Source organism: Saonia flava (genome assembly GCF_011927795.1).
Lineage (GTDB): Bacteria > Bacteroidota > Bacteroidia > Flavobacteriales > Flavobacteriaceae > Saonia > Saonia flava.
In genome coordinates this window covers 55,955-71,608 of the sequence record NZ_JAATJJ010000003.1, presented here as the reverse complement: position 1 = coordinate 71,608, position 15,654 = coordinate 55,955, and the positions used below count along the sequence as shown (strand labels likewise).

The window sequence follows — 15,654 nt, the reverse complement described above, 5'->3', positions numbered from 1 at the left end:
TTTGCCATTGCAAAATCAGGGATGCCCTATGATGAGAATTATGTGTCTGGATTAACTTAAAAGAACTTGTTTTTTAACTCAGTTCTTTGTTGTGCTTTCGTTATTTTGTTTTTAAAATCTTTACTTCCGTTTCAATGTTTTGAATTAATTTTTCGATTTCTTTAAGCTCTAATTTGAACATCCTATCCATATGCCAACTATTAATATTTTTTAGACTTTTTAAGAAGTATACATATTCGTTATCCTTTTTTAGTAATTCATAATTATTTGGTTTCATTGCTCCTTTAATTTCTAAAATACTAACATTTTGTCCTTGTTTCTGTTTTTCCATATACTCATCATAATTACTTTCCCAAAAACTATTAAATCTCTTGTTGAATATGTTTTTCGATGCATCCATAATCACATTTCTATACGTTTCGGTTTGCCAATCAGTAGATTTTATTCCAGAATCATAAAATTGTATTATTGAGTTTCTTAAAGTGGAATTTGAAATTAGGTTCACTCCTTCTGATTTTAGGGTTTCAAAAGCACTTGTTTGAAAATTAGGAACCATAAGGGTAGATGTAAATGCGAAATGAGAATCAAGTGAATTGTCATATGGTAAATCCTCATTAAAATGATTTAAAATAAAATCTATCGAATTCCGTATCTTATCATTATAGGGTATTATTCCTTCTAATTGAATTTTATCCTGCTTTAATGATTCATTTATGCTTTCAAGAGTATTTATTTCTTTGATCTTCTGTTTTTTATGTTCATTCCAATTATTAATCTGAAGCGCAATTAGAATTCCAATTACGACCAAAATTATTTCTCCAATTGCATAAATCAGATATTTGCTGAATTTGTTTTCAGTCAGTAGTTTCTGTCTAATTTTTCTAAAGAATTTTATCATTGGTCATTGGTTATTGGTTATTGGTTGTTCATAATGAAGCACAACGGTTTTGTATATGATTTGTGGCGTTTTGGCGGCTAGCGTTGGGGAGTTGATGGCAGCAGCTTGCAAAGCTGCGTGAGAATCAGAAGCCGCGGCGAGCCGCTCGACGGATTTTTCCGTCGTAACTAAGTTAGGTTTTTTGTTCGACTTTTCAATGTTGCACCATTTGAGCCATGGATTATATGCGTTGTTAGGTGCTGGTCTTTTTCCGTTCGTATTGTTTAATTTTTGCAAACGCTTTATGTCTGAATTTCTGACTATACATTTTATTTTCAATCAAATAATTCAATCTATTTTTCAAGTCAGAGTCCATTTCAGATTCATTCAGCCATTCAATTCCTAATTCCGCCCAGTAAGTCGAAATTCCAAAACTCAAGTGCATTATTTTAGTTGCTAGTTCCGATAATTTAGAATCAGGTTTTAAATCAGAACTCCTAATTTTTGCATTCAGGTATGAGTTAAATTCGGCTCTGGTCATTTCGAGTATCGGTAGAATTCCAATTCCACCACCTTCATCGAGGGATTTTAGTCCTTCGGCTGTATCGGCAAACCAATTTCCGTCATTATCCACTCCAGCAAAATATCCGCTATTTTTTATGTCGAAAATCGGTGTCCATTCAATAAATTTTCCGCTTTTGGTTCTTTTCATATCAGTTTTTTCGACTTGCACCTAACTTTAGGGCTAAACGTAGTTCAGCTATGAGAATGAAGATACGATAAAAAGGTTATACAATGCCATGATAGTCAGCTACCTATTAAATCATGGCATTGTTCTGGCCAAGATACTGAAGGTATCGCAAGGCTACCTTTTTATAAGTATAGGGAATTCGAGGAGTTGGACCAAATTACTTTTAGCTGCCGATGTGTTGCGTTGGGGCTCGAAGCCCGCCTATGGCGATCTTCTATAGGGATGTATTATGTGTAATTTGGTTTAGTCCTAAAGATGGTATTGCATTTACTTTAAGATGTGGAGCAACGCAGTTGCACAGATTAAAGTTCGCCATGGGCGAATGCAATACCATCGGTTGGGCTAAGCGTAGTGCGGAGGCAAGGAAACTTTTCGTTTCCGTCTGCCGACGTAGCTAAAGCTTTTGGTTTAGTTTTATTTTTTCTTATCCAGAGCTAAATCCATAAGATTTAGCGACCTTATAAATATACACAGACCTTTCGGTTTTGCCCTAAAGTCCGCATTACGTTTAGCCATTGTTACCTGTTGTTTTTTAATTCCATTTTTTGTCCGTCCCACAAGTAGTGCACGTTTTTTGATTCCACCATTTTTTCTTTTCTCCCTCCAGGGTTAAATATTAAGGTGTCTTTGTTGAATTCAAATAGGAGGTTTTGTCCATTTTTATAGATTTCCGTGTATGACGCGATATCCCAAGGTTCATCTTTTAAGTCAAATGTAGCCAAGTCAAGAAGGCCAAGATGGTCAATTCGTCCCTTCTCAAATCGAAAAACCTCGTTTCCCCATGAGTATTCATTGCTCGCATGCGCTAAAATCAAATATAAATTTGAATTAGTCTTTGATTGAAAAAATTTTAGGGAAAAAGTATAACTTTCTACCTGTGCAGGCGACTTATAGACAAGGTCTGTACTTGGGTTAAAAACAAACATTTTTAAATCGTACTCACTGTCATTTTTAGGATCAGTCCCGATTGCAAAACAATATCCGTCCAAATGGTAAGTCTCGAAAATTGGAAAATCACCAATCGTGTCCTTTTCGGCTTTTCTTTCGACTTCCATAAGCTCAAAGTCCTGTCCTAACCCAAGAGCAGGTAGAAAGACAAAAACAGTGAGATAGATTTTGAGATACTTTTTCAAAATAACAGGTAACGTGATTGTGTATGATTTCGTTGCGTGTTTAAGCACTAAAGTTAGCAAATAAAACACAGATAGAAAGTCCGCGAGGACTTTCGTAAGTAGGCTATAACTAGCAATGAATTATACACGGTGTTGGCAAATCGTTATTTTTTTCTTTTAGCAATTTCTTTTCTTAATTCTTTTGCTTTATGTTCAAATTCATAAAGGTTATCTAAAGTATGTTCAATAATCTCTATAGCCATTTTTAATTCATTATTCGATGGTGAGGATAATTCGTGCAATGCTGCATTTCCAAGGAATCTTAATTCGTGAAGAATATTTGCGTTTTCTTGGGTTAAAAACCCATTACTTGCTAAAGCCTCAATTTTTCCATCTAATCCGTTAGACATTTTTTTTCCTCCTTTTCCATTGTCAACTTCTCCTTTTGATATTCCTCTTTGCTTACATACACCTTCTATGATAGCTCTTAATCCTCCACTGCATAATATGCTCTGTCCATTATTGAAAGCATCTATTGTTTCTCGATATATTTTTTTAATATTTTGAGGTGTATTTAATAAATTTTTTATTGGAAGTGATGTCAAAGTTCTTTTAGGAAATAATTCTTGAGTCCAAGGGTTTATTCCGTGTTCTATTGCTCCACCAGAAGCAGCATCACTATATAGTTTTCGGAAGGATATTGTATCACAACCTTTACATTGAATTATTTGGTATCTATGGTCTTCCCACCAACCAGTTTCTTCGCTATAGTTATACTTTTCCTCACTTAAAATTTCGTGATTAGTTTCTCTTTTGCAGGTTGAACAAATACTTTTCATTATTTAGTGTGCAGTTTCGTTAATGTTTGCCAACGGTTGAGCTATGAACAGTACGGGAGCAAACTAGTGTTTGCTTTCCGCCACGCACATAGCGAAATCTTTTGGTTTTGTTTTTTCTTTTTTTGTATCAAAGCGAAATCCCAAAGATTTCGCGACCTCATAAAAATACGCAAACCTTTCGTTAATGCCCGAAGCCCGTATTGTTTATAGGTTTTGTTACCTGTAGTTTTTTTAGCGTATTATTATCGTTTCGTGATAGGTTTTACACCAATCAATCACTTCTCCCTTATCGTCCATTTCGACATGATAAATATTGACGAGTCTATCATAGGATTCCGAAATATTCACAAAAAATCTATTAGGCTCTTTTTTGGAAACCATTGGGTAGCTTAGTAATAATTTTGGGTAGCTACCACGTCCATTTTTACGAATCTTAAATTGTTTTTTGTCCAACTGGCTTAGGTCCATTTCAAACTTATCAGAATCAATATTGTCTTGTCCATAAGTAACTCTATCCACTTCCATTATTTGATTCTGGAAAATGGGTTTTTCTAAACAATTATCATCTGGTAAATATGAGTTGTTATTTTGAAAGTCCAAGTAATACTTATAAATACTGATTCTCTTTTTGACAGGATTTTCTTTAAGAATTTCCTTTGCATAGAAGTCAAATGCACTTTGCTCAAAAAAAGGCAATTCCGTTTGTGCGAATCCAATTCCGATTCCCAAAATCCAGAAAGTCAATATTTGTAGAATGTTTTTCAAAATTACAGGTAACGGTTGAGCTATGAACAGTACGGGAGCAAACTAGCGTTTGCTTTCCGCCCAGCACATAGCGAAATCTTTTGGTTTTGTTTTATTTTTTCTTGTCCAAAGCGAAATCCCAAAGATTTCGCGACTTTATAAATATACACAGACCTCAGCGTTTAAACCTAAGCCCGTATTGTTTATAGGTTTTGTTATCTGCTGGCTTTATACAAGTTGTTGTTTTTCAGGCTTACGCAATTGCCATACCATTCCATAAATAAGTGTAATACTAATTATTATGATTGTAAGAATAATTGGGTATTCATAAAGACTATTTATGTTGTCTGCAAATATTGGGGTCAAAAAGTAAGTCAATAAATTGTAAAATAAATGAGCCCATATACTTAAATAAATGTTTTTGGTCTTAAAATAAATATATGCGAAAACCAGACCGCCAAAAAAGGCATATAATAGTCCTGTGTCTGAATATATATGACCAACACTAAAAATTAAGGCAGAAATCCAAATACCTTTTACTATCCCAATTTTATTTTTTATGAATTGCGCCAAAATTCTCCGAAATACAATTTCTTCAAATACTGTAAATATTATTAATGTTACTAAATATTTATTAAAGCCTGCCGATTTTATAAGTACTTCCATTTCTATGCCGGCAACTTTTGTTCCTAAGACCTGAATGAAATTATTAAACCCTAAAAGTCCAATAATACCAGCTGTAATTGCCGGTATTTGATTAAGTTTAAATTCCGCTTTTTCCTTTATAGGAAGTTTCTTTTTATTTAGTCCAACAATTGTAAGTCCTGAAAAAAGCATTACTCCCAAACCTGCAAGGTGATTAATCCAAAAACTCTTTATTTCTGTTGTAAAGTAATATCCAGCTAGAAGGATTGTAAGAAATAACAATAAAATCAGATAAATTTTTTTATTCATTGGTGGATTTGGTAATATTTTCAGCTTGCAGATAACGGTTCGTATAACCGTCAGTTACGGGTTTTAAGTTACTGTTTTTGGGTTTAACACATGCTTTAGCAATTCCGAGTGGATTCGGACGTAGTCGAATCCGCCGTAATTGCGGTTATACATTGTTGTGCATAGTATTTTTACCATCTCAATTTGATTTCAGTTCCTTTTTTTAACCCATAAATTGATTCCAAAATTTTAATCAATTCATTAAAAATCAAGTCAATTTCGTTTTTTGATTTAGCTCCGTACCATTTTGAGTAGTTAGGACTTATATTTCCGTCCGAATCTTTTTTTTTCGGTTCTAAAAATCCCAAACTGAATATTCCATTTTTTTGATTCTCAGAATACTGATTTTTTTCGTCCAAAAACTCGTTACTTACTATTTCAGAGTAAAATTCTTTGCTTTTTACAAATCCTTTGTATTGAATATAGTAAGAGTCAAATTCAACTATTAAGTATTCAAGATTGGGTTTTTTACTTAAAATATTGGTAAAATCGGTTTTTAGATTCTCATTTTCAAGATTCCATTTATAGGATTTAGTTTTTTCAATATTTCTCTTTTTGAGAACAATGAAGACACCTATTAAAACTATTATTATTCCAATTATTAATTTCACTCGAATGCGTTTTCAATATTATGCACAACGGACTGGCTATAATCTGTTGCGGAAAACGTCCGCAGGACTTTTCCGTCTAGAACCAAAGTTAGCTAATTGCGCTGATTTCCGTTTAGGAAATCCGTCGCAATTGATTATAGGTCTTGTTACCATATGTATTTTAATTTGTCCGTACAGAGTTTGAATATAAATCAAACCAGTTTTCTGAAATCAGTTTTCCTTTATTATTAAACTTGGCCGTCATTAAAGGAGCTCCCATATTATAGTAGATTACTGATTTAACATGCCCATTTTCATACCACTCTGTCCATATTCCATTTTCAAATCCATTTTGTTTTTCTCCAGAAATCTTTGGATTGCCGTTTTTATAGGATTCGATTATTTTTTCTCTTGCAGGAATTGGTTCAATTCTTTTGTCAGTTCTTTTGAATTCTAGTTTTTTTTTAAAAATGACCAAATCTCCAAACTCCTCTACTAATAGTTTGTTTTGGGTAAATTCAATTATTTTATATTTCCGTACACCTAAGTTTAATGTTGAGTCAGAAATAGAATAGTCCGTCTTGAATTGTCCATAAGTCTTTTTGATATCCAATATCCTGTCTTTTTGAAAATAGTATAGACTTATACTTTTTTTAGTCGACTTTGGTGAATCCTCCGAATCCAATAAAAATTCAGGGTTTTTATCTGGTTTTTCATGTACCCAAGTACCAAGAATATTTTCATGGAATGACTTTTGTCCGCAAACAGACCAAGTCCCTATTTGTAGAATCAAAACGATAATAATATGTGATGCAGTTTTCAATATTATGCACAACGTTGTTGTATAAGGAAAGTTGCGTGTTTGTGTGCGAGGATTTTCCGAAGGAAAATCAGAAGCTAGCAAACGAGCAACTAACTTTGGTTTAGCTAAAACTAGCAATTTTTTTTATACGGTGTTGTAGGTAGTTTTTATCTAAATCCAACTTCTTTTTTATTATAAAAATTTGTTTCTATTCCGTTATCTTTAAAAATTTTACTCAGTTTTTCTGATTCATTTGCGTCGCAATTAAAGCGAAAAGTTTTGGCATTTAATTCAATCTTAAAATGAGCAGGAGTTCGATACATATATTCGTAATAAACAACTTTGCAAATTTCTGAAAAGTCGATAGTTACTTTTTTTTGTCCGACAAAATTTAATGGATATTCAATATTGATTTTCGAAGTTTTAGCGTCAACCTTTATTCTATTAATCCATTTTTTATTTTTTAAGAATAATATTGTCAAAAATCCGACGATAAAGATTAGAAAAATCACAGTCCTGTTTTCTATGAAATAAATAGGCAAAAGAGAAATCAATAAAGTCAAAATCAAGACTTTTAATATTCCACTAAAATACTGAGGTTCAAACTGCATTTCGTTTTTTTAAATTACCTACAACGGTTCGTGTATGATTAGTTGCGGACATTTCCAACGGAAAATGTCCGCTTGAATCTAAAGATAATTGATTGCAAGGATTTCCGTTTAGGAAATCCACCCGCAATTAATTATACACCGTGTTAGGTGTAGTTATTTAATTTCTAACAGTTATTTCTTTTGTCCATGTATTAGAACGCATGTCTCCTTCAAAGACAGAAATTATTACTTTTCCTTCCCTCTGAAATACTATTTCCATATCAGCACTTCCAGATTCGGCATCAAATTCCTGCCTTCCTCCATTTTCAGGCTCATAGGTTTTAGTAGTCCAATTTCGTTTTTGACTTATTGAAAAATTCCATGACGCACCATCATCTTGTTTGTGATGTCGTTTTGGACCTTTTAATTCTATAAGTATTTTTTCATTTTTAGGTATAATTGCCCTTAAAGAAACTTTCTCGCCTTTTTGTACACTTAACGTTGAATTTGCAAGTATATTTCTACCATTTTTTCCCGTTTCTGGATATAAGAACTCACTTGGGTCATCACTTGAAGGACTTTCATTTTTTGAATTTATTTTCTCTTTTAATATCTCTATTCTCTCTTTATAGAATAAAGCAGAAAGTCCCCAACCTGCGGCAAAAAATATTGTTGCAATGGAGATTACCTTCCAAATACTTTCGGCAATCCAATCCCAGTTTTCTTTTATAAAATCCATACTTCTATTTCGATTTATAGGCGGTTTTAATTACACCTAACGGTTTAGCTATGAACAGTACGGGAGCAAACTAGAGTTTACTTTCCGCCACGCACGTAGCGAAATCTTTTGGTTTTGTTTTTTCTTTTATGATGTCCGCGAAATCCCAAAGATTTCGCGGACATCATAAAAATACGCAAACCCTGGGACTAAGCCCGAAACCCGTATTGTTTATAGGTTTTGTTGCCACACGTTTTTATTTATTCCGTAACAAACACATTTTTTATATTCAGGATATTCATTTAATTCTGGGTGGTCAAATTCTCCAATTTTTTCCATTCCGATTTTTTTCATTATGTTTTCAGATTTATAATTTTTCTCAGTACAAGTTGAGATTACATAATTTATTTTCAGTTGGTTAAATGCAAATTCAAGACATTTTTTCGCACCTTCTGTTGCAAATCCATTACCCCAAGAACTTTTTTTTAGTCTCCATCCAATATCCACAGCAGGAGTAAAGTCCGTTTTGTAGTCTTGAAATGCCAAACCTATAAATCCAATTAATTCTCCACTTTCCAAAATGTCAGTTGCGAAGTAAGTATGTCCATTTTTTTCATAATGATTTTTAAATCGCTGAATAAGTTTCGCTGTTTGATTTTTAGTCAAGGGTTTTGGGAAATGCTCCATTACTTTCATATCAGCATTTAATTTCGAAAATTCAGTCAAATCAGTTTCATTCCAATTACGGAATCCGAGTCTTTCAGATTTAAAAATGTATTCTTTTTTCAATTTTAAATGTGATTTTCTTAAATGTGTGGCAACGGTTAGGCTATGATTTCGGTCTGGAATTTATGCTAATAAATTCAGGCTGCGAAATCAGGCCGATTAAAGGTAGGAAATTTCCGGTTTTCTAAAAGGGAAGACTGAATTATAGGCATTGTTAGCAAACGTTTTTTTTCAATTCGCATTTCGGATTTGCTTTTTCCGTTCTTTCCTAGCTTTTCCTTTTAATTTTATCGGCCAATCTAAGCGATCTTTGCTATATATCCAGTCAACATACTTTTTTTGAAAGTTATCATATCCATCCCGCTTAATTGCCCATAAATAGTATTCTACAATGTTTGGATTATTCTCGCAATAAGTCAATAAGCAATTTTGAATTCCAGTTATTGTTGCGTAAGGCATTATCTCAATTCGATCTGCCATAATTATTGCTAACTCCCCTTTGGTCAAATTTCGTTCTTGGCATTCAGATCTGACTACAGTTTTAGTCGAATCGATGAAGAATTCTGCAAGAATAGTTAAAGAACTTTCTCCGAAAGCAAGAATTTTTTCAGCTTGCTCTGTTTTTGTTATTTCCTTTGAATTTTCAATTCGTGCAATGCCGTCAAGCAGAGAATCTATTTCAGGTTTTGACTGAGAGTTTGAAAAATTTCCACTTAAAACGACAAAAAAGATAAGCAGTCTCGTTTTAGCCATTTATTCTGCGTTCTATTTATCTCAAAATTAGCTTTTGGTCTTAAATTTTGAAATCATAAATGAGTGTAATATACTTTTCGACGAGTAAAAACGGGATTTGTAACAATGTTTGCTAACGCTTGAGCTAAGCGTAGTGCGGTTGCAAGGAAACTTTTCGTTTCCGTCTGCGCACGAAGCTAAAGCTTATTGTTTAGTTTTATTTTTTCTTGTCCAAAGCTAAATCCATAAGATTTAGCGACTTCATAAATATACCCAGACCTTTTCGGTTTAGCTCTAAAGTCCGCATTACGTTTAGGTTTTGTTACCTGCTGGCTATATTTTTATAGGCTCGACCTTAAATCCAAAAGACTTTAATTGTTGAATCAAACCACATTTTTTATAAAGATGGAATAAGCCTACAGCGATAAAACAATTTTTTGTTTCTAAGAAATTTGGAATGGTTTTCATCCAATCTTCATTTCTTTTATTCAGTATTATATCGTCGGCACAATCTTCAGAAAATGAATAATCTAAATCAAAATTCCGATATTTTTTAGCAAGGCTACAATCCGTTTTAGCCAGTTTTTTGGACATTACCTTTTTAATCCAATATCCTATAATTTTTTTCTCTTTTTTCCATTCAGGATAGTCATATTCCTCTTCTATCAAACTAAGTTGAAGACTATCGCTTTCAAGACCATATATTTCAATCTGATTTTTTTTAGCCTTGTGTATTAAATAATTGTCAAAATGGTCCCATTCGTCGCTGGCTTTCACAGTTTTACATTTAGTTTCTACAAAAACTTGATGTAGTTTCCATCTTAGCTCGATAGGTTTTAATTTGTATAAATTTACTTTCCAATTTTTGCTTATAATCTTTAGTTTTTCAAAATCTTTTCTTTTAAGATGTTTGGAAATTTGATTAGTCTGAGTTCTTGAATTAATAATTTTTGTAGCACTATCTGAATCATCAATTGATTCAAAAATTGCCAGTTCAGATTGCAAAAGAGCATCTTGTATTTCTGGAATAGAGTCCACAAACGAATTGCCATATTGATGAAAAGTACCTACGACCATGGAGATTTTTCCGTTAATAGTGTCTGTTACTTTCCATAGTATTGTGTTTTGTCCAATTGCAGATTGAAATGGTAATAAAAACGCTATTATGGTAATTAATTTATTCATTAGTGATTTTTTCAGCTTGCAGGTAATCGGTCTCGTATAACCGTCAGTTACGGGTTTTTATGTTTAAATTTTCGGTTTAGCACTGACTATAGCAATTCTGAGTGGATTCGGACGTAGTCGAATCCGCCGTAATTGCGGTTATACATTGTTGGCAACTGGCTTTATTTTTAATTTATCTAATTCAGCTTTTTCGTTTTCAGCAAATATTCTGTCAATCGTTTCCCAATCTTTATTTTCAGTCATTGTTTTTAATTCTTTCCAAGTCACTTGATTCAGGCTGTCTGAACCAAATTCAATTTCATTATCTAATATCTCAATAGCTTTATCAATTTTGTGTTGCTTTAATTCCGAGAATAGAATTAAAAAATGAGAGTTTCTAATGTCATTTCCACCACACTTTGTGTGATAAGGAAAAATATACGGTTGACTTGTTATTTTTTTAGTCGAGTTATATTTCTCTAAAAAAGGAAGAGCATTTTTTATGATTCGTTCCGATAAATAGTCTGCCAAAATCAAATATTCTTTTGAAATCCTAAAATGGTTTCTAATTGTTTTGTCTATTTCCTCAAGCGGTTTTGAACCAACTAAATAATATTCATTCGTTAGCCCTTTCCAACAGTAAGGAACTAATCCAATTCGGATTTCTATATCGTCTTTCGCTCCAGACCAACTTCCACGGTTGTCAACGTCAATAACTTCGAGTAAGTCATTTGTCAGTCGGTAATGTTTTCTGCCTTTCTTTTTAAATCCGTATTCTTTGAGGTTCGCACCGATTATTTTATTCAGTTCGTTGTAAGCTGGTTTCCATTGTTCTTTAGGTAAACTCTTAAAAACCTTGATTTGCTCAAATTCCGATTTTTCATATTCAGGATTTGAGCTCTGTCCTTTGGTTTTTCCGAAAAGATTGAAGTACTTCATTGTCCTTTTTTCAGCTTGTTGCCAACGGTTTAGCTAAGCGTAGTGCGGTGTTAAGGAAACTTTTCGTTTCCGTCTGCGCACTAAGCTAAAGCTTATTATTTAGTTTTATTTTTCTTGTCCAAAGCTAAATCCATAAGATTTAGCGACTTTATAAATATGCACAGACCTTTCGATATAGCCCTAAAGTCCGCATTACGTTTAGGTTTTGTTGGCGTGTCGTTTTTATTTGAGTTCAACATTTAATAGAATTGACTCTAATCCCATTTCAGTCCTTTTAATTTCAAACTCCTCCTTTAAGAATGGTCCAGATACATTTTCTTTTGCTAATCCAAAATCCGATTTATTTATTTTTTTAATAATCCAATATTGATTTGGTGACTTCTCATCTTCGGATTTTGATTCCGATTCTGATTCCGACTCAAGAAGAATGTAATTTTCGTCCGCTCCTATATTAATAAAACAATTAACTAATCCATATCCGCCAGCGGTATCATCAAGTGAAAACCACAAGGATTTGCAATAGTCATATCCTTCATTTTCCGAAACAAAGTATCGTCCATCTTCCCAGTAAGTTTTTTGAAATGCGCAATTTGAGATTGCGAAAATGATAAAAAATACGAGATAAGTTATTTTGTAATTCATTAGTTTTTAAATGCACGCCAACGGTCTAGTATAAGAATAGTTGCGGGTTTACGTGCGAGGATTTTCCGAAGGAAAATCAGACGTAGTAAACTTGCAACGACCTTTGGATAAGCCCAAAATTGAGCGATTATTTTTATACATTGTTGGCAACAGTATTTTATTTTTTTAAATATTTTTTTTCAATCATATAATTTTCAAAGTCAGATTTAAATGACTTAAAATCAAATTCCTTTAATTTCGACAATCGAGTCAGGCAGTCAGATTCCACTATTATTTCTCCACAAACCTTTTCAATTAGTTCAGCTTTTTCAAGTTCAGAAACCTCTCCGAAATCAAGTTTACAGCTAATTTCTGCGCAATTATTTGATTTTATTTCAATTCCGTCTATAGAAGAAGTCCTTTCTCCAGGTCGATAAACTGGTCTTTTTTTCTTAAAAAACTGTTCAAATTCAGGTTTAACAGTTATTAGTCCAAAATATAATTCATTCAAGTCTTTTCCGTAATTCCGATTTTCAAAAAACGACTTAAATTCAATTGACAAGTCATTTATCCAAGAGTTTTGTTCTTGAGTTAGATTTGTATATTGTGCTATTCCAAATGTCAATTTTGCGTTCTGTTTTTATATTGTTGCCAACGGTCTCGTATAAGAATAGTTGCGGGTTTACGTGCGAGGATTTTCCGCAGGAAAATCAGACGTAGTAAACTTGCAACGACCTTTGGTTAAGCCCAAAATTGAGCAATTATTTTTATACATTGTTGTAAACAGTTATTTTTTCCGCAATGTATTTCTCAATTTGTTCTTTGTCCGTTTTATTTTTTAATATTAATAATTCGTTGTTTTTATGTGTCCGATAATTCATTAAGAACTTCGTTTTTCCGCTCCGAGTTAATTCCGAGTATTCAAATCGGTTTGGGTGAAACTTTTCACTTATCAATTCCGTTTTTTGAGTTCGGTCGAGTATTTTTTTCAGTCGAATTAATTTTCCGCTTTTTTCGTCAATTTTCAATTCCGAATAGCAAATCCACGATGCAAATCGGTAAAATATATATCCGATTAAAGTCAAAATCGCAATAAAAATTCCGATTCCAATCCCGAGAAACCAAATCAGGAATATGAATGAAGTAGAAGTCCATATCATTAGTTCTTTCCAGTTAAATGGAATTCTATCGCTCAGCGTGTGAACGTGTCCATTTTTGGAAATTCTAAAGTAGTCTTCGCGTTCGTTCATAATTGTTTACAACGTGTTTGTGTATGATTTCGTTGCGTGTTACAGCAACTAAATTAGCAAATACATACCGAATAGAAAATCCGCGAGGATTTTCGTAAGCAAGCCTATACTAGCAATGAATTATACACGTTGTTACCAAACGTTTTTTTCTTTCAGTTTAAAATCCTGTTGTCGTTTGTTCATATTGTTAGAATTTAGTTATTTATAGATTTCAGTGATTTCTTTCCCAAGTTTGTATTTCCAATCGGAAGAACTTATATACATTATACCTGAATAATCAGAAGGTGCTTCAATTCCGTCTTCTAAAATCACAATAACTTTATCACGACCTAACTTTCCAATAAAATAACCAGTTTCAAAAATAACATTTTGTCTTGCTCTTGGTTTTAGATTTTCACCATCTTTATTTAGTTGCCCTAAATCATCTTTACTCCAAATAGCAATTGCTAAATCTACATTTGCCTCATCTTCAAATTTACCTAAAACTTCTCTGCCTTTATTTGGTTGTTCATGTAGAATGATAGCTTCCTTTTTAAAGTCAGATTCTACAAACCTAGCAACCTCCAATTTCAGTTCATTATTATGTCCGTGAACTATAAATATTTTATTCTTCATAATCTTTTTTACATTTACAATAGTGCCTTTAATTTTTCCATTTCTTATTTTTTTTATTAGAATTTTAAATAAGGCATAGGTTTCTGAAAATTTTGAAGAAAGAGTAAATCCATTTCCACTTGTATCAAATTCGCAAAAATTTTGATAAGCTAATTCTGTTTCGTTAAAATGTTCGCTAAATAATTCTCTTGACTCAAGAAACCAATCTGTATACAGTGCTATATTTTGGGATGAATTAACTTCACCAGTCATAATATCTCCTTCATCACTTATTTTTCGGTATTTCTCTGCTTTCTCGATTAATCCTTTAATTATTAAATCTGTATCCATATTATTTTCCATATCCATTCTTTTCGGCATTAGGTATTCATCCAGATATTTTGGGTCGTGTTCTTTATAGACAAATTTTTTCGGATTTTCACGAACCTTTGGAAAAATCTGTGAAGCGAAGTCACTCCGAATGTAAGTCAGATTTCCATTCAGTTCATCTATCTCGTACAAGTCGTAAATTTCAGGAACATCATAAAATTCATAATTCAGATACTTTTTGTTCGGATAGTAATGCTTAAACCAATGAGACAAAGCCATTGATGTATTTGAATTATTTTTTTCAGCGTTCTTGTGTTTTACTCTCATTCGCAATGTTTCTTCAAATGTTTGGTAACGGTTGAGCTATGAACAGTACGGGAGCAAACTAGCGTTTGCTTTCCGTCACGCACATAGCGAAATCTTTTTGTTTTCTTTTTTTCTTTGTCCCGCTAAAAAGCAAAATCCAAAAGATTTTGCGGACTTCATAAAAATAGACAAACCTTTTGTTTAAGCACGAAACCCGTATTGTTTATAGGTTTTGTTACCACACGTTTTTTATTCCAACCAACTTCTTCATGACCTCATTATATCTATAGGCAATTCTGCGTTCAGCCCGTGATTGTATGCAGCCAAAAACGTATTTATACTCAAAATTATGCTGTTCCGAAAGTCTCTTTCTTTTTTTAATTACCTTTTGCGGAATGAATTGTCCTGAACCTAAAAATTGAGCGTTATCATTTTTAAAGTCCAATTCAGCCTGTTTTTCATTATACTTTTTAAAAAATACAGGTGACTGGATAGAATCTTTGTAAAGGGATAGTTTCTTATCTGAAATTTTAAATAGAATTGTGTCGTTTTTAGGAGGTACAGAAATTTTGAAAAGTCCATTTAGAACTTTTGATTTTTCATTAACTGCAATTTTTAAACTGTCTGGTGAATTAAGCATAAAAAGGAAAAACCCAGTAGAGTCAGTTCGCATTTCTGTTGATGATTCTCCTTGAGCTATTTTAATCTTATGCCTCCTTGAGTTCAATAATTCTATTTGGCGGTCGGATGAAGATTCCAATTCTGCCCATTCGCTATTAGAAGATTTATAAAATTCAATTTTACCCACGATTTTGTTTTGACCTAAAAGATTCGTTTGATAAGTAAAAATTAATAGAAGTAAAATTATTATTCTTTTCAAGTTCGTTTGACTTTGTTTAATGAAATGCCTCAAAAATAATGCCATTTGAAACTTTGTTAAAATGTGTGGTAACGGACTGGCTATAATCTGTTGCGG

The 15,654-nt window shown here is 32.7% G+C and carries 18 protein-coding genes; all 18 read right to left on the bottom strand.

The annotated features are described in order from the left end of the window. Positions 1 to 100: 100 nt before the first annotated feature. Complete coding sequence (locus GGR42_RS16770; protein ID WP_167966592.1) at positions 101 to 898, bottom strand: DUF6090 family protein; 798 nt, start codon at positions 896 to 898, stop codon at positions 101 to 103. 232 nt (positions 899 to 1,130) lie between these two features. Beyond that, the gene (locus tag GGR42_RS16765) at positions 1,131 to 1,589 is read right to left on the bottom strand and encodes a hypothetical protein (protein WP_167966590.1); all 459 of its coding nucleotides are present in this window, start codon (positions 1,587 to 1,589) and stop codon (positions 1,131 to 1,133) included. Positions 1,590 to 2,146: 557 nt separating this feature from the next. Beyond that, positions 2,147 to 2,761 carry a hypothetical protein gene (locus GGR42_RS16760; protein WP_167966588.1) on the bottom strand — a complete coding sequence of 205 codons (615 nt, stop codon included), beginning with the start codon at positions 2,759 to 2,761 and terminating at the stop codon, positions 2,147 to 2,149. 143 nt (positions 2,762 to 2,904) lie between these two features. Continuing rightward, the gene (locus tag GGR42_RS16755) at positions 2,905 to 3,579 is read right to left on the bottom strand and encodes a DUF4145 domain-containing protein (RefSeq protein WP_167966586.1); all 675 of its coding nucleotides are present in this window, start codon (positions 3,577 to 3,579) and stop codon (positions 2,905 to 2,907) included. Positions 3,580 to 3,810: 231 nt separating this feature from the next. Then, positions 3,811 to 4,344 (bottom strand): hypothetical protein, encoded by a 534-nt coding sequence (locus tag GGR42_RS16750; protein WP_167966584.1) that lies wholly within the window; start codon positions 4,342 to 4,344, stop codon positions 3,811 to 3,813. A 207-nt stretch (positions 4,345 to 4,551) separates the two neighbouring features. Beyond that, positions 4,552 to 5,277 carry a CPBP family intramembrane glutamic endopeptidase gene (locus GGR42_RS16745; protein ID WP_167966581.1) on the bottom strand — a complete coding sequence of 242 codons (726 nt, stop codon included), beginning with the start codon at positions 5,275 to 5,277 and terminating at the stop codon, positions 4,552 to 4,554. A gap of 170 nt (positions 5,278 to 5,447) precedes the next feature. Further along, entirely contained in the window at positions 5,448 to 5,927 is a 480-nt protein-coding gene (locus GGR42_RS16740) for a hypothetical protein (RefSeq protein ID WP_167966579.1), read from the bottom strand. Between the two features lie 160 nt (positions 5,928 to 6,087). After that, a complete protein-coding gene (locus GGR42_RS16735; protein ID WP_167966558.1) occupies positions 6,088 to 6,729 on the bottom strand; it encodes a toxin-antitoxin system YwqK family antitoxin in 642 nt (213 codons plus the stop codon). A gap of 146 nt (positions 6,730 to 6,875) precedes the next feature. Next, the gene (locus GGR42_RS16730) at positions 6,876 to 7,319 is read right to left on the bottom strand and encodes a hypothetical protein (protein ID WP_167966577.1); all 444 of its coding nucleotides are present in this window, start codon (positions 7,317 to 7,319) and stop codon (positions 6,876 to 6,878) included. 157 nt (positions 7,320 to 7,476) lie between these two features. Next, a complete protein-coding gene (locus GGR42_RS16725; protein WP_167966575.1) occupies positions 7,477 to 8,037 on the bottom strand; it encodes a hypothetical protein in 561 nt (186 codons plus the stop codon). Between the two features lie 210 nt (positions 8,038 to 8,247). Continuing rightward, complete coding sequence (locus tag GGR42_RS16720) at positions 8,248 to 8,805, bottom strand: GNAT family N-acetyltransferase (RefSeq protein WP_167966573.1); 558 nt, start codon at positions 8,803 to 8,805, stop codon at positions 8,248 to 8,250. 168 nt (positions 8,806 to 8,973) lie between these two features. Further along, positions 8,974 to 9,495 (bottom strand): hypothetical protein, encoded by a 522-nt coding sequence (locus tag GGR42_RS16715; RefSeq protein WP_167966571.1) that lies wholly within the window; start codon positions 9,493 to 9,495, stop codon positions 8,974 to 8,976. A gap of 312 nt (positions 9,496 to 9,807) precedes the next feature. Continuing rightward, the gene (locus GGR42_RS16710) at positions 9,808 to 10,659 is read right to left on the bottom strand and encodes a TraB/GumN family protein (protein WP_167966569.1); all 852 of its coding nucleotides are present in this window, start codon (positions 10,657 to 10,659) and stop codon (positions 9,808 to 9,810) included. Positions 10,660 to 10,797: 138 nt separating this feature from the next. Beyond that, positions 10,798 to 11,577, bottom strand: coding sequence for a DUF4304 domain-containing protein (locus tag GGR42_RS16705; protein ID WP_167966567.1), 780 nt, complete (start codon positions 11,575 to 11,577; stop codon positions 10,798 to 10,800). A 222-nt stretch (positions 11,578 to 11,799) separates the two neighbouring features. Then, a complete protein-coding gene (locus GGR42_RS16700; protein WP_167966565.1) occupies positions 11,800 to 12,219 on the bottom strand; it encodes a hypothetical protein in 420 nt (139 codons plus the stop codon). 157 nt (positions 12,220 to 12,376) lie between these two features. Further along, positions 12,377 to 12,823, bottom strand: coding sequence for a hypothetical protein (locus GGR42_RS16695; protein ID WP_167966562.1), 447 nt, complete (start codon positions 12,821 to 12,823; stop codon positions 12,377 to 12,379). A gap of 823 nt (positions 12,824 to 13,646) precedes the next feature. Next, positions 13,647 to 14,699 (bottom strand): TIR domain-containing protein, encoded by a 1,053-nt coding sequence (locus GGR42_RS16865; RefSeq protein ID WP_209024017.1) that lies wholly within the window; start codon positions 14,697 to 14,699, stop codon positions 13,647 to 13,649. A 214-nt stretch (positions 14,700 to 14,913) separates the two neighbouring features. Further along, a complete protein-coding gene (locus GGR42_RS16685) occupies positions 14,914 to 15,603 on the bottom strand; it encodes a hypothetical protein (RefSeq protein ID WP_167966560.1) in 690 nt (229 codons plus the stop codon). Between the last annotated feature and the right edge of the window lie 51 nt (positions 15,604 to 15,654).

What these genes read in the sequence shown, in the direction of transcription:
- GGR42_RS16715 (WP_167966571.1), bottom strand. Translation starts at nt 9,495, where the DNA reads ATGGCTAAAACGAGACTGCTTATCTTTTTTGTCGTTTTAAGTGGAAAT.
- GGR42_RS16730 (WP_167966577.1), bottom strand. Translation starts at nt 7,319, where the DNA reads ATGCAGTTTGAACCTCAGTATTTTAGTGGAATATTAAAAGTCTTGATT.
- GGR42_RS16685 (WP_167966560.1), bottom strand. Translation starts at nt 15,603, where the DNA reads ATGGCATTATTTTTGAGGCATTTCATTAAACAAAGTCAAACGAACTTG.
- GGR42_RS16700 (WP_167966565.1), bottom strand. Translation starts at nt 12,219, where the DNA reads ATGAATTACAAAATAACTTATCTCGTATTTTTTATCATTTTCGCAATC.
- GGR42_RS16745 (WP_167966581.1), bottom strand. Translation starts at nt 5,277, where the DNA reads ATGAATAAAAAAATTTATCTGATTTTATTGTTATTTCTTACAATCCTT.
- GGR42_RS16705 (WP_167966567.1), bottom strand. Translation starts at nt 11,577, where the DNA reads ATGAAGTACTTCAATCTTTTCGGAAAAACCAAAGGACAGAGCTCAAAT.
- GGR42_RS16865 (WP_209024017.1), bottom strand. Translation starts at nt 14,699, where the DNA reads ATGAGAGTAAAACACAAGAACGCTGAAAAAAATAATTCAAATACATCA.
- GGR42_RS16765 (WP_167966590.1), bottom strand. Translation starts at nt 1,589, where the DNA reads ATGAAAAGAACCAAAAGCGGAAAATTTATTGAATGGACACCGATTTTC.
- GGR42_RS16770 (WP_167966592.1), bottom strand. Translation starts at nt 898, where the DNA reads ATGATAAAATTCTTTAGAAAAATTAGACAGAAACTACTGACTGAAAAC.
- GGR42_RS16725 (WP_167966575.1), bottom strand. Translation starts at nt 8,037, where the DNA reads ATGGATTTTATAAAAGAAAACTGGGATTGGATTGCCGAAAGTATTTGG.
- GGR42_RS16755 (WP_167966586.1), bottom strand. Translation starts at nt 3,579, where the DNA reads ATGAAAAGTATTTGTTCAACCTGCAAAAGAGAAACTAATCACGAAATT.
- GGR42_RS16710 (WP_167966569.1), bottom strand. Translation starts at nt 10,659, where the DNA reads ATGAATAAATTAATTACCATAATAGCGTTTTTATTACCATTTCAATCT.